The following is a 12,188-nucleotide window of genomic DNA, read 5'->3' as shown; positions in this document are numbered from 1 at the left end:
GGCAATCTTGCCCCCTGTTCCCTAGAATTCGATGGTCCAGAGCGCTGTGCCTGCGAAGCCGCGAAACGCGTCATGGAGCCAAGCGCTCTCCGGCCCCGGCTTGGCGTCCCGCGCCACGCCGGGCATTCATCAAGATCAGGACCATGATCCCAATGTTCAACCCATTCCAAGCGATGCCATTGATGAACGCCAACTGATAATCGCCCGTCACATCGTAGATCCAGCCTGACATCCAGCCGCCAAGCGCCATGCCAATGATCGTCGCCATAATCACCGCCCCGACACGCGCGCCCGCCTCCCGCGCGGGCATGTATTCCCGTACGATGATCGCATAGCTCGGCACGATGCCACCCTGCGCCAGGCCAAAGATCAAGCTCACGATGTAAAGCGAGACCAACCCGTCAAAAGGCAAGAACAGGAAGAGCGCGATACATTGCAGGACGGACCCGATCAGCAAGGTGATCACCCCGCCAAGCCAATCCGCCACCAGGCCCGAGACAAGCCGCGAGGCCACCCCACCTAAAAGCATCAGCGACAACATCTCAGCCCCGACCGCGGGCCCATAGCCCAGATCAACGCACAGCGCCACGATATGCACCTGCGGCATCGCCATCGCGACGCAGCAGGCGAGCCCGGCAATGAAAAGCAGCATCTGCAATTGGCCGGGCGTGAAGCTGACCCGCCTGTCGCGTCCGGGCACCGCGATGACCTCATCGGATACCGCGCTGGCGGGCACTTGCCGGCGCAGCATCAGCGCCAGCGGGATCATCACCAATACCGTCACTGCAGCAAGCAAAAGATAGGCCGCGCGCCAGCCTTGATCGGCCAAGATACCACTGAGAAGAAACGGCCATATGGCGCCCGAAAGGTAATTACCGCTCGCCGCGATCGCCACGGCAATGCCCCGGCGGCGCAAGAACCAATGCGAGATATCCGCGATCAGGGGGCCAAAACTGGTGGCAGTTCCAAAACCTACGATGAACTGCAAGATCGAGAGCACAAAGATCGAGCTGGCCGCGGCCGACAGGCTGAAAAACAGACCCAAGCCGAGGGCCGAGGCGATGAAACACCAGGTGATGCCGAACCGATCCACGGCCCGCCCAATCACCAGATTGCCCAGCGCGAAACCAATCATCGTTGTCGCATAGGGCAAAGACGCGGCCGAGCGGTCGACGTCAAATTCCCCCTGGATCGCGGGTAAGATCACAATGATCGCCCACATCCCCACATTGCCCACCATGGCGATCAGCAGCGTGACGCCAAGGCGGAGCCACGAATAGCGGCTGTCATGCATGTCGGAGGAGACCATAACGCGACGCTAGGTCGGGCACCGCCGTTTGTCTAGCAGGCGGGTGGCGACACGTAAGGCAGCGGGGAACGCAGCCTAGAAATCGGTCGGGGCCCCGCCCTCTTCCTTACGCTTTGCAACGAAGGCCTGCAATTCCTCACGGATCGCGATGTCCATCGCAGGCGGCTCGAATTCAGCCAAGATGCGCTTGTACATCCGGTGCGCGCGTTCGGCGGTCCAGACGCTGCCATCGAGTTGCCAGGCCTCGAAATTGCGCCAATCCGATAGAAACGGCTGATAAAACGCCGTCTGATAGCGTTCCTGCGTATGGGCGCAGCCGAAATAGTGCCCTCCTGGCCCCACCTCCCGGATTGCCTCAAGCCCAATCTCGTCATCGCCCGTTGCCCAGAGCGCTGGCTCAAAATACCGCTGAATTTGCTGCAAAATTTCGCAATCCATCACGAATTTCTCTGGTGACGCGATTAACCCGCCTTCAAGCCAGCCGGCGGCATGATACACCATGTTGGTTCCCGACTGCACGGCCGCCCAAAGGCTCTGCGAGGTTTCCCACATCGCCTGCCCATCGGGCACATTCGCCGCGCAGACGCCCGAAGACCGCATTGGCAGCCCATAAAACCGCGCCATCTGCCCGGTCATCTGCGTCGCGCGCATGTATTCCGGGGTGCCGAACGCTGGAGCGCCGGATTTCATGTCGACATTCGAGGTGAAGGTGCCAATCGCCACGGGGCAGCCCGGGTTGATGTATTGCAGAAGCGCAATGGCCGCCAAGCCTTCGGCCAAAGACAGGGCGACGGCGCCCGACATGGTCACCGGTGCCATGGCACCGGCCAGAGTGAAGGGCGTGACCACCGTCGGTTGGCCCCGACGAGCCAGACGCATCGCACCGTCCAGCATCGGGAAGTCGTGTTTCAGCGGTGAGACCGAGTTGATGTTTGTGTACATTCGCGGCGTGGCGTCGAACTCTTCATGGCTGAGTCCGCCCGCGATCCGGACCATTTCCATCACGTCTTCGACCCGTTCCGCCCCAAGCGAATAGGCATGCGCGACTTTGTCGGTCAGGGTCAGCTTTTCATAGAGGCAATCCAGATGCCGAACCGACGGGTGAATATCAATCGGCTCCGGCGCATAACCGCCCGCAAAATGGATGCAGTTGAAATACTGGGTGAGTTTCAGGAACTCTTTGTAAGTCTCGAAATCGCCGGAGCGTTTGCCGCGCTCCATGTCCCAGGCATTGGGGGGTGAAGAGACATTGCCAAACGTGAGGTAATCGCCGCCAATGACCAGCTGCCGATCAAGATTGCGCGGTGTGAGGGTGAAGCTATCGGGCGCATGGCCGATCATCTCCATCACAAACGCCTCATCCATGAAGACGTTTTCGCCGTCGATCTTGCAGCCCGCCTCGGCCAGAATCTCTCGCGCCTCATCGTTCAGAAACTCGATCCCGATTTCGCTTAGGATATGCATCGCCCCCTTGTGGATCGCCTGCACACCCTCGTCGTCCAGCGGCTCGGTCGGCTTGTCGGTGTTGCGGATCAACCGCCAGGGCATTTGATCAATCGTCGCCTGACCAGCCCGGTCGGCATGGCCTTTGCGGCCTCCGGAACGACGGCGGCGGGGCGATGGTTCGGCAGTCATATCAAGTCTCTCCCAAGGCGTTCGGCTGAACCAGATTGCCTTGGTCAGGCCGGTTTGGAGGTTCAGATAGCGACCGATCGCGTCGTATTTTGACGATGACCCGGCGTATCGGGTCCATAGGTGGCATCCAGCCACCCCGGGACATGACCGATATCGGGCAGAACCACCTGCGCCAAATCAGACAGGTCGTCTGCGCCGGCCATGCCGGTCAAAACACCGACCCCAATCATCCCCGCCGCTTGCGCCGCCATCAGGTCATGGCGGCTATCCCCGACCATCAGCACCGTCTCCGGCGCCAGATCAAACTGATCTGAGAACCCCAGGCACATGCCAGGGCCAGGCTTTGCGCCGAACCCGCTATCGGCACCGGCGATGTAGTCAAAGGAGGTGTCGACATCGAAGGCCGCGAGATGTGATCGCGCCAAGACCTCAGAATCATTCGTCGCCACGCCAAGACGCACCCCGCGCGTCCGAAGATCAGCCAGATAGGGCGCAAGCGGCACAGCCTCGACCATCTGGGCCGTCGCGCCGGACGTGCGCAAAACCGTGATCAAGGCGTCATGGGTCATATGCGGCAGACCCTGCAGAAGCGCGGATGTCGTCTCGTCCAATGTCCCGGCAATCGCGACGCTGTCCGGCTCAAACCGGCCAGCCGCAAAATCAAACCCAATCCACTGCCCGAGATGAATCGCTTTCTCCGGGTCGCCATCGGCCAAATCCAGCAAGACACCGCTGGCCCAACCCGTCCAGCTGGCCTCGAAATCAAACAGCGTACCGTCTTTGTCGAAAAGAATACCGGTGATCATACTCGATGCCTTTATTCTGTGCCGCATGGGACAAAGCACTGACTGTGACTTGACCATTATGCAACCATAACGCCATTGTATCTGCCATGGATGGCACAAAACCCCGCTTCGGGCTGCATGACAGCATCAGTTTTCACACCTCGCAAACCGCGCGCCTGATTGAGCGGCGGGTTGAAGAGGGTTTGCGCAACTTCGGGCTGACCCGAGCCGGCTGGTGTATCTTGCTGGCCGTCGGAGAGGATCAACTAAAGAACCCGTCTGAGATCGCCAGTTTTGTTGGCATCGACCGGACTGCGACATCGCGGGCGCTACGGCAACTCGAAGATGAGGGGTTGATCGCGCGCAGCATCGGCCGTCAGGATCGCCGCACGACCGAGGTGGCCTTGACCGACGAAGGGCACAAACGGCTAACCGACGCGATGCCGATTTGCTCGGAGAATATCGCTCATTTCAACGACAAACTCTCCGCAGGTGAACGCGCCGAGTTAAACCGTCTCTTGGGCAAACTCCGCAGCGGCGAGGAAGATAGCGCGCTCAGCTAGACCACAAGGTCGATCTCACGTCCAGTTCGGAAGATCGCCGCCCGGCAGCGCTTGCCGTGCATGGCCAAGGTTTTCATAACTCAGGTTCAACGTATCGCAGCATGCCACAACCCAGTCATCGTCCATCAAAATGAACTCCAAAACACCCGCCAGGAACTGTGGATCAGCAGCGCGCTCCTTCACATCGTCGACGGATGCGCCGGTTGAGCCCAAAAAGACCTCAAAAAGCGCCTGGTCCGTGGCAAGCCATGTAAGTGCCCCTAGGGCAACATTTTCGGCGGAATCCTGCATCATGGGAAAGAGTTGACCTTTACGTTAAATAGTTTGTTAACTTTTCGAGCGCATAGCTGACGTCAAGCCCATGATGGACAGAGTGGAGCTTCGAGTATGACAGGGCGTATCTTAGTCGTCGACGATGTTGCGACCAACCGGATCGTGATGAAGGTAAAACTATCGGTCGCCTATTACGAGGTGATTCAGGCCGATTGTGGGGAAGATGCGCTCAGAAAAGCCAAGTCAGAAAGGCCCGACTTGATCCTTCTGGATGTGCTGATGCCCGATATGAGCGGTGTCACCGTCTGTGAGAAGCTGAAAGCGGACCCTGACACAGCCGACATTCCGGTCATTCTAATCACTGCCATGGCGGATAAAGATAGCAAAATGAAAGGCTTGGAAAAAGGCGCCGATGATTTCCTGACCAAACCCGTGGATGAGATCGCTCTCCTTGCCCGGGTACGCTCTCTCCTGCGCGCCCGCGATACGCAGCGTGAATTGCGCCTGCGCGAAGAGACCTGCGCTGAACTTGGCTTTGCCGAGGGCGCAAAAGCGTTCGAGGGTCCTGGTCGAATCGCCCTTGTCGCCCCGGATGGGCCGACTGCTGTGGTCTGGAAACACGCCCTTGAAGGGAAACGCGCCGGCAAAGTGGAGATTGTCCCGCGGGAGCATGCGCTGGCCGAGTTTGGCACAAGGGACGCACCCGACGTTTTTGTGATTTCCGCAGATCTGGCCGGTCGCAATGACGGGCTTCGGCTCCTGTCTGATTTACGCTCCCGACCGGTGACCCGGCATGCTGCCACTCTGATGATTTTGCCCTCTGGCGATGCCGAGCGTGCCGCAATCGCGCTTGATCTCGGCGCTGGCGATATTCTCTATGAGCCGCTGGATGCCGATGAACTGGCGGTGCGGATCAAAACGCAACTCCGCCGCAAACGGCAGTCGGACCGGTTGCGCTCAACCGTGGATGCTGGATTGGAACTGGCCGTAACCGACAGCCTGACCGGACTCCACAATCGGCGCTACGCCTTGCATCACCTGGACCGGATGCTCGCCCATCGTGGGACAAGCATCGCCGTGATGATGCTGGATTTGGACTTTTTCAAAGAGGTGAATGATCACTACGGCCATGCCGCTGGCGACAGTGTTCTGGCGGTTGTGGCAAAACGGCTTCGGGCGCAACTGCGCAGCATGGATCTTGTGGCACGGATTGGCGGCGAAGAGTTCCTTGTGGCCATTCCCGATGCAGACAGGACTCGCGCGCTAGAGGTGGCCGAGCGGCTCCGCTTGGCCGTTGGAAGCACCCCGATTATGGTCGCGACCGGGGCGGAACCGATTTCGGTCACGATGAGCGTTGGGATCGCTCTTTCGCAAGAGAGTGAGGATTCCGCCAAAGCGATCCTAAAGCGCGCGGATCAAGCCCTGTATGACTCGAAATCGGAAGGCCGCAACCTCGTCACGATGGCCACCGCCTCTGCCGCATAGCCACAACCGCACCGGTGGCTTGGCAGAATCACGAAGGAAACACGCTCGAGCGTAATCGGCTCATGGCCGCCCATCTCGATCAGGCCTGCTCCGCGACAATCGTCTCTGCAGTCGGTCGGCCAGATCGGTACGCGCCTCTGGGCTCATCACGTCCAGTTGATCCAACAAGACCCGATGCCCTTCGGTCTGCAACCCCTGCACATGACCGCGTTGCTGCAGAAGGGCCGCCGCGGCAGCGGCGCGGTCAAACGGCTCCGTCCGAAGAGCGTCACTGAATGCATGGACGGACCGTCCTAAACCGCGCAGTTCAGGGCGGAACCGATCTGCATCCGCCGCCATCCGCGCCCGTAATGCCGCCCGATCGTCTCGCTCCAGCACAAAAACCATCGGGCCAAGACCAAGGTTCCTCAACGACATCGGCCCATTCTCATCGCCGGACGGTCCACCGATCTTGCCCCAGACCGCGCCCGCGATTACGCCAACAATCATCACGTTCGCCACCAACGACAGCACAAGCGCAATCTTCAAGCCACGACCTGCCGGGCGCCGGGCCGAAGGTGGATTAGGGGTCTCAACCATCGTGTTCAGCCCTCCTCTAACGCAAATGCCAGGCCATCAATCGCGGGGAACAGCCCCGAGCTATCACCACCGGTCAAGCTCGTCAGTTGCCCGTTCAACAACACATCCACACTCTCGGTGGCATAGACGCCAATCATCAATCCGGTGACCCCCGCCATCGCCAAACCCGACACACCGGGCCAACCGCCAATCGCGCCCAGCACTTGGCCGAACCAACCACCTCGGGCCGATGGGCGGGCCTGCGGCACGGCATGAACCGCCGCCGCATCCGCCAAGACCCGCGCCGTCAGATCAACGCTCGGGATGGCATCCTGGCGCGCCTCAGCAAGAAGTGCTGAAAGATCATCCTTATCCGTCACCATAGCCCAATGCCTCCTTCTGACCGGCCAGATTGGCCGCCAGCGCGCGTTTGCCCCGCGCCGTCAAACTTTCCACCGCTTCGGTGCTGATGTCCAACACTGCGGCAATCTCCGGGTTCGACAAGCCCTCGATATGCCGTAAAACCACGGCTTGGCGCTGCCGTTCCGGCAGTCGCGCCAGACCCGCGTCCAAGGCCGCCATCCGCCCTTGCCGCATCAAGCGCGCCTCGGCACTCTCGGCCTCGTCGGCAGGCTCCTCCACCGCGTCCAGACCGACCGCGCGCCCCGAGCGGCGCAACCGATCCACGACAAGATTGGCAGTGACGCGATAGAGCCACGTGCCCGGCTTCGCCGCGCCATCGGGTCGCCACGTCGCCGCCGCACGCCAAAGCCGCATCATCGCGTCTTGCGCCACATCCTCAGCTTCGGCCCGATCGCCCAAAACCCGCACGGCATGGCTAAACACACGCGGCAAGAGCCGCGCCGTCAACACACGCGCGGCCCCTTGATCGCCATTGGCGTAAAGCACCATCAAGGCACCATCCTCCAACTGATCCAGCTCGGCATCCACCTGCACCATGCCCCTGCTTAGCGCGATCGCGTGCGGGCGACAAAGGCGAAACCCCTGCCGCCTACGCGCCTGTCTTACCCGCGGTCGCGGCCAAAGAACCCATGGCCGCCACCACGCCGTTCGCGCATCCACTCCGCCGCGTCTTCGAACTCTTCGGCGCTGATCGTGCCGCTGTCATCGGCATCCAAACGGTCGAACATCCGGGCCTGACGCCGTTCTTGCCGGTCTTCGGCGGCGGCCTCCATCTCGGCCTGGCTGATCGCTCCATCTTCGTCGCTATCAAGCCGTTCCAGCATTCGGTCGACACCGGCCTCAACGCGGGCCTGCCCTGCGGCGATCATCTCGTCGCGTGTCAACACCCCGTCGCCATCCGCATCGGCGCGGTCAAACCGGCCCTCGTGATGGTTGAGCATTTCCTCTTGGCTGATCTCGCCATCGCCATTCAGATCCAATTCTTCAAAAAGAACTTGCGGGCCGCGGGGGCCTCCAAATCCTTGGGCCGCCACCGGCACGGCAGCGGTCAATGCCACGGATACCAAAACGCCCATAATCACTGCTTTACGAGAGGACATGCGAAACTCCTTTTCTTTGCCTGTCTGCCCCTTTCCACGGGGGACCCACAGAGTTCCGTCGATTTTTTTTTCGCATCCCGCCATCGCGACGAAACGCCTCTCTGTCCGGCGGCATATCCAGGTGCTAAATAAGCAAGCAGGAAACAACCCCACATGCGAGTTCCCGATGACAGATGCCCCCGATAGGTCTGCCTTTGAGGCCGGTTCGCCCGAACGCCCGACTTGGCCCGCCATGCGCCGGGGCCTGCGCCAGCGTTGCCCCAATTGCGGCGAGGGCACGATTTTTAAGAGCTATCTGAAACTGCGCCCGTCTTGCGGCACCTGTGGCGAAGACTTGTCTCATGCGCGTGCCGATGATGGCCCGGCTTATCTGACAATCCTGGTCACCGCGAAAATCCTCGGCACACTGATGCTGTTTGTCTTTGAGCGTTGGCAACCTGGGCCATACGTCCTCGCGGCGGTGTTTTCGGTTGGCGCGATCCTCATGTCTCTATACCTCTTGCCTAGGTTCAAAGGCATGATTGTGGGGATTCAATGGGCCAAACGGATGCACGGCTTCTGACCAAGCGGCCGATCCTTTCGCAGGGCAGATCATGACCGATCAGCCGGACAAAACCGCCATCCGCGATGCGGCGACGATCATCGTCTTGCGCGATGCCGCCACGCGCCCGCGCGTCTTGATGGGCCAACGCGGCCACAGCGCCGTCTTCATGCCCTCGAAATTCGTGTTTCCCGGCGGCGCTGTGGATGATGTGGACGCCACCATTCCTTTGGGCCGCGCACCCGCACCGACTGCCCGCACACAACTCGCCGCCAAAGCGTTGACCCCGCCCGAAGCGCTGATCGCCGCGGCGACCCGGGAGCTTTGGGAAGAAACCGGCCTGCTTCTGGGCCATGCTGATCCGCGGACCGATGCCTTTGAGGCCCCAAAAGGCTGGCGCGGCTATCTGGCCACCGGACACCTGCCGGATGGGGCCGCGCTTGATTTCATCTTTCGCGCCATTACGCCGCCCGGACGCCCGCGCCGCTTCGATGCCCGGTTTTTTTTGGCCGAGGCCGAACATCTGGCCAATAACCCTGATGATTTCTCCCGCGCCGAGGATGAGCTGAGCCATCTGCAATGGATCGCGCTTGACGAGGCCCGCAGCTTCGACATGCCGTTCATCACCGAGGTGGTCCTGGCCGAGCTTGCCGCGCGCCTGAACGGCACCGCGTATGACGGGGTGCCATTTTTCAACAATGCCGATGAAACCAGCCGGTTCGAACGGCTCTAAGCCCGGCTACAGCCCGAAAACCCGCTCTCCCAGACTCAGCCAGAGCGGCATGGTCGCGAAACTCAACAAGGTCTGCATGGTGATCATCGCCGCCATCAAGGGTGCGTCGCCGCCCAATTGCCGCGCCAGCGTGTAGGCCGCAACGCCTGCGGGCAGCGCGCCATAGATCAGCGCCACCTGGGCGCTCAGCGGCGACAGCCCGAACGCCATGGCTGCCAGCATAATCACCGCCGGGAACACCACGATCTTGCCAAAAGCCGCCAAGACCAAAGGCGCGGCATCCGCGCTCAACCCCCTCAGTTTCAAATTCGCGCCGACGCAGAGCAACATGATCGGCAGGGCCGCCTGCCCTAAAACCGACAGCGTGTCGTGTAAGACGGGCACCGTGCCGATCCCCGCCAAGTTGAAGGCCAAAGCCGCGAGGATCGACAGGATCAATGGATTGGTGACGAGGTTTTTCACCGCGCCCCAGACCGCGCCGCCACCCGGCTGCCGCAGCATCACGGTGAAGAGACCCACCACGGTCAGGTTCACCACCGGCACCAACACCGCCGCCCCCAGAACCGCCAATTGCAAGCCGGGCGCGCCATAAAGCGCCTCGGCCACGGCGAGCGCGATGAAGGTGTTGAACCGCCCCGCCCCTTGCATGATCGACGTGCCAACGGGCCCGCCGCGCCGCAAGATCAGCGCCGCAATCACCCCAAAAACGACGCCGGCGAAGAACCCCGCATAGAGCACGGTTGCAAATCCGCCCAGCCCCGCCTCGCTCAGATCGGCGGTCGAGATGCGCACGAAAAACAGCGCTGGCATCAGGACGAAATAAACCAGCCGGTCGTTGAGGTTCCAGAACTCTTCCGATGGGATACCGCCACGCCGAAGCGCGTAACCCATCATAATCAAAACAAAAATCGGCGCGATGGCGAGGGCGATGGCCATCTCAGAAGCTCCCCAGAAAGATCAAACCAATCGAGGCCACGATCAACACAATGCCGCCGATCTCTTTGCTCGATGATCGTTCGCGCAACCAAAAGACAGAGAAGAGGAAGGTGAAGACCAGCTCGATCTGGCCCAGGGCTTTCACATATGCCGCCGTTTGCAGGGTGAAGGCGGTGAACCAGCCGAGCGAACCCAGCATTGAAGTCAGCCCGACCAGGCCCGACACCCGCCAAGAGGCCAGCACTTTGGCAATCTCGCCCCGCTCGCGCCAGGCCAGCCAAGCCCCGAGCGTCACCGTTTGCACCGCCGTTGCCGCGGCAAGCGTGAAGGCCGCGCGCAGGAACACATCGCCATCGGGCAGCGATAGGGACGCGCCGCGATAGCCCACCGCCGAGATGCCGAACAGCACGCCCGAGGCCAAGCCATAGCCCGAAGCCACATTGAACACCCGCGCGCGCCAGGACAGGACGACATCGGTTTTCGGCGGGTCCGACAGGAGCAAGACGCCAATGAACCCCACGGCGATGGCCGCGACAATCGGCGGCGACACCGCCTCGCCCAACACCACCAGACCGATCAAGGCCGTCAGGATCACCTCGGTCTTCTTCAGGGTGATCCCCACGGCGAAATTCCGATGAGCGAAAAGGGCCACGACACACATCGTCGCCAGCATCTGCGCCATCCCGCCCGAGACCACGAAGGCCCAGAACCGCCCATCCGGCACGGGCAGCGCCTGCCCAGAGACAGTCGCATAAACCCCGACGATCACAGCCACTAGTGGCGCAGAATAGAGGAACCGAGCCCAGGTCGCGCCGCCGGTCGACAGCGTCGTGACCTTCAAATGCCGCTGCAACAGAAACCGCAGATTCTGCATAAACGCGGCAAAGATGGTGACGGGGATCCAAAGGGGCATGCCCCCTCTTCGCGCCTAACGCCCTGGTTTACAAGTCAGTTTCGCGGCCAAAGCGGATGGGGCACCGGGTCTTTTGCCCGGAACAGATGGCGGCGGAAAATCTCGCCATAGGAACGATAGAGATAGCCGTCATTCCGCTGCAAATAGCTGTCTTTATTGGCGAAATATGTGGTTGGTATCCGATACCAGGGCAGGCGCGGATGCATGTGATGGACCACGTGGAAATTGTTGTTAAGAAACAAAAACGCCAGAAAGCCACGATCTTCAATGATCACCGTCCGCCCGCTGGCCCGCTCATGCGCGCGGTGTTCCAGGAAGGTTCGGATTTTCAGAACCGCAACTCCGATATAGGCCGCCAACAGATAGGCCCAGACCGGCAGCGGCGACAGAACCACCAAAGCGACAACAGGCACAATCGTCACGAGGTGCCAGACCCACGCCATGAGAATACCCCGATCCCCGCCCCGGATCAGCCGCCAATCGCCCGCCATAAACGCCGCTTGCGACACAATCGGCCCCAAAACAAGCCGCCCGATCAGGGTGTTATTGGCCGCGAGCACCGCCCGCACGACCCAAGGCAGCCGGTCCCAGACAGCCGGATCCAAATAGTTGGTTTCGGGGTCATCATAGGGGTCGGTCAGGTTGCTATCGAGGTGATGATCCAGATGCATATCGCGGAACCGGATGAACGGAATGCAGAGGTTCAGCGATGGAAACACCACCGCCTCGCTCAACCGCCGGTTCGGGAACGGGTGGCCATGGGTGACCTCATGTTGCAAAGAAGACTGCAACGCGATGGTGAACGCCGCCACTGCAACCGCGAGCGGCAGCCAGATCATCGGCAGCCAGAACAACGCCAAAATCCAGCCCAGATATGTCATCACAATCAAAGAAACGGTCGGCCATTCGACGCGCATTCACCACCTCATGTTGT

General features: G+C 61.0%; 15 protein-coding genes. 4 read left to right on the top strand and 11 right to left on the bottom strand.

What is annotated here, in order from left to right; translation table 11 throughout:
• Positions 1–70: 70 nt before the first annotated feature.
• The 3 genes from GTF44_RS13580 to GTF44_RS13570 all read right to left on the bottom strand — a co-directional run bounded on the left by GTF44_RS13580 (position 71) and on the right by GTF44_RS13570 (position 3,750).
• Complete coding sequence (locus GTF44_RS13580; protein ID WP_171561804.1) at positions 71–1,309, bottom strand: MFS transporter; 1,239 nt, start codon at positions 1,307–1,309, stop codon at positions 71–73.
• A 75-nt stretch (positions 1,310–1,384) separates the two neighbouring features.
• Positions 1,385–2,944 carry a trimethylamine methyltransferase family protein gene (locus GTF44_RS13575; protein ID WP_171561807.1) on the bottom strand — a complete coding sequence of 520 codons (1,560 nt, stop codon included), beginning with the start codon at positions 2,942–2,944 and terminating at the stop codon, positions 1,385–1,387.
• Positions 2,945–3,006: 62 nt separating this feature from the next.
• Entirely contained in the window at positions 3,007–3,750 is a 744-nt protein-coding gene (locus GTF44_RS13570; protein WP_171561809.1) for an HAD family hydrolase, read from the bottom strand.
• 86 nt (positions 3,751–3,836) lie between these two features.
• Here GTF44_RS13570 and GTF44_RS13565 point away from each other — a divergent pair, with 86 nt between their 5' ends.
• A complete protein-coding gene (locus GTF44_RS13565) occupies positions 3,837–4,292 on the top strand; it encodes a MarR family winged helix-turn-helix transcriptional regulator (RefSeq protein ID WP_171561812.1) in 456 nt (151 codons plus the stop codon).
• A gap of 15 nt (positions 4,293–4,307) precedes the next feature.
• Here the strand turns inward: GTF44_RS13565 and GTF44_RS13560 are convergent, their stop codons facing one another.
• Positions 4,308–4,586: a DUF3572 domain-containing protein gene (locus GTF44_RS13560; RefSeq protein WP_145216527.1), complete on the bottom strand. Its 279-nt coding sequence runs from the start codon at positions 4,584–4,586 to the stop codon at positions 4,308–4,310.
• A gap of 93 nt (positions 4,587–4,679) precedes the next feature.
• Here GTF44_RS13560 and GTF44_RS13555 point away from each other — a divergent pair, with 93 nt between their 5' ends.
• The gene (locus tag GTF44_RS13555) at positions 4,680–6,050 is read left to right on the top strand and encodes a PleD family two-component system response regulator (RefSeq protein WP_171561815.1); all 1,371 of its coding nucleotides are present in this window, start codon (positions 4,680–4,682) and stop codon (positions 6,048–6,050) included.
• A gap of 60 nt (positions 6,051–6,110) precedes the next feature.
• On the opposite strand, the gene GTF44_RS13550 is transcribed toward GTF44_RS13555, so the two are convergent.
• The 4 genes from GTF44_RS13550 to GTF44_RS13535 all read right to left on the bottom strand — a co-directional run bounded on the left by GTF44_RS13550 (position 6,111) and on the right by GTF44_RS13535 (position 8,131).
• The gene (locus GTF44_RS13550; RefSeq protein WP_171561817.1) at positions 6,111–6,629 is read right to left on the bottom strand and encodes a periplasmic heavy metal sensor; all 519 of its coding nucleotides are present in this window, start codon (positions 6,627–6,629) and stop codon (positions 6,111–6,113) included.
• Between the two features lie 5 nt (positions 6,630–6,634).
• A complete protein-coding gene (locus GTF44_RS13545) occupies positions 6,635–6,991 on the bottom strand; it encodes a hypothetical protein (RefSeq protein WP_145216518.1) in 357 nt (118 codons plus the stop codon).
• Entirely contained in the window at positions 6,978–7,568 is a 591-nt protein-coding gene (locus GTF44_RS13540) for an RNA polymerase sigma factor (protein WP_171561819.1), read from the bottom strand. The genes GTF44_RS13545 and GTF44_RS13540 overlap by 14 nt, the downstream gene beginning before the upstream one ends.
• Positions 7,569–7,633: 65 nt before the next feature.
• Complete coding sequence (locus GTF44_RS13535) at positions 7,634–8,131, bottom strand: EF-hand domain-containing protein (RefSeq protein ID WP_171561822.1); 498 nt, start codon at positions 8,129–8,131, stop codon at positions 7,634–7,636.
• Between the two features lie 166 nt (positions 8,132–8,297).
• Here GTF44_RS13535 and GTF44_RS13530 point away from each other — a divergent pair, with 166 nt between their 5' ends.
• Complete coding sequence (locus GTF44_RS13530; RefSeq protein WP_171561825.1) at positions 8,298–8,693, top strand: DUF983 domain-containing protein; 396 nt, start codon at positions 8,298–8,300, stop codon at positions 8,691–8,693.
• A 31-nt stretch (positions 8,694–8,724) separates the two neighbouring features.
• On the top strand, positions 8,725–9,405 hold the full coding sequence (locus GTF44_RS13525; protein WP_171561827.1) for an NUDIX hydrolase: 681 nt from the start codon (positions 8,725–8,727) through the stop codon (positions 9,403–9,405).
• A gap of 6 nt (positions 9,406–9,411) precedes the next feature.
• Here the strand turns inward: GTF44_RS13525 and GTF44_RS13520 are convergent, their stop codons facing one another.
• Genes GTF44_RS13520 through GTF44_RS13510 form a run of 3 tightly spaced genes read right to left on the bottom strand, consistent with a single transcriptional unit; the run spans position 9,412 to position 12,171 of the window.
• Complete coding sequence (locus tag GTF44_RS13520; protein ID WP_171561830.1) at positions 9,412–10,341, bottom strand: AEC family transporter; 930 nt, start codon at positions 10,339–10,341, stop codon at positions 9,412–9,414.
• Between the two features lies 1 nt (position 10,342).
• A complete protein-coding gene (locus tag GTF44_RS13515) occupies positions 10,343–11,254 on the bottom strand; it encodes a DMT family transporter (protein WP_171561833.1) in 912 nt (303 codons plus the stop codon).
• Between the two features lie 35 nt (positions 11,255–11,289).
• Positions 11,290–12,171, bottom strand: a complete 882-nt coding sequence (locus tag GTF44_RS13510; protein ID WP_171561835.1) for a fatty acid desaturase — start codon at positions 12,169–12,171, stop codon at positions 11,290–11,292.
• Positions 12,172–12,188 lie beyond the last annotated feature (17 nt).

The organism is Roseobacter sp. HKCCD6576-2 (genome assembly GCF_013179285.1).
GTDB classification, from domain to species: domain Bacteria; phylum Pseudomonadota; class Alphaproteobacteria; order Rhodobacterales; family Rhodobacteraceae; genus Rhodophyticola; species Rhodophyticola oceani.
Note: the sequence above shows the minus strand (reverse complement) of the source record. Positions and strands in the feature narration are given on the sequence as shown.

Coding starts and splice junctions, on each gene's coding strand:
- GTF44_RS13580 (WP_171561804.1), bottom strand. CDS start 1,309: ATGGTCTCCTCCGACATGCATGACAGCCGCTATTCGTGGCTCCGCCTT.
- GTF44_RS13575 (WP_171561807.1), bottom strand. CDS start 2,944: ATGACTGCCGAACCATCGCCCCGCCGCCGTCGTTCCGGAGGCCGCAAA.
- GTF44_RS13570 (WP_171561809.1), bottom strand. CDS start 3,750: ATGATCACCGGTATTCTTTTCGACAAAGACGGTACGCTGTTTGATTTC.
- GTF44_RS13565 (WP_171561812.1), top strand. CDS start 3,837: ATGGATGGCACAAAACCCCGCTTCGGGCTGCATGACAGCATCAGTTTT.
- GTF44_RS13560 (WP_145216527.1), bottom strand. CDS start 4,586: ATGATGCAGGATTCCGCCGAAAATGTTGCCCTAGGGGCACTTACATGG.
- GTF44_RS13555 (WP_171561815.1), top strand. CDS start 4,680: ATGACAGGGCGTATCTTAGTCGTCGACGATGTTGCGACCAACCGGATC.
- GTF44_RS13550 (WP_171561817.1), bottom strand. CDS start 6,629: ATGGTTGAGACCCCTAATCCACCTTCGGCCCGGCGCCCGGCAGGTCGT.
- GTF44_RS13545 (WP_145216518.1), bottom strand. CDS start 6,991: ATGGTGACGGATAAGGATGATCTTTCAGCACTTCTTGCTGAGGCGCGC.
- GTF44_RS13540 (WP_171561819.1), bottom strand. CDS start 7,568: ATGGTGCAGGTGGATGCCGAGCTGGATCAGTTGGAGGATGGTGCCTTG.
- GTF44_RS13535 (WP_171561822.1), bottom strand. CDS start 8,131: ATGTCCTCTCGTAAAGCAGTGATTATGGGCGTTTTGGTATCCGTGGCA.
- GTF44_RS13530 (WP_171561825.1), top strand. CDS start 8,298: ATGACAGATGCCCCCGATAGGTCTGCCTTTGAGGCCGGTTCGCCCGAA.
- GTF44_RS13525 (WP_171561827.1), top strand. CDS start 8,725: ATGACCGATCAGCCGGACAAAACCGCCATCCGCGATGCGGCGACGATC.
- GTF44_RS13520 (WP_171561830.1), bottom strand. CDS start 10,341: ATGGCCATCGCCCTCGCCATCGCGCCGATTTTTGTTTTGATTATGATG.
- GTF44_RS13515 (WP_171561833.1), bottom strand. CDS start 11,254: ATGCCCCTTTGGATCCCCGTCACCATCTTTGCCGCGTTTATGCAGAAT.
- GTF44_RS13510 (WP_171561835.1), bottom strand. CDS start 12,171: ATGCGCGTCGAATGGCCGACCGTTTCTTTGATTGTGATGACATATCTG.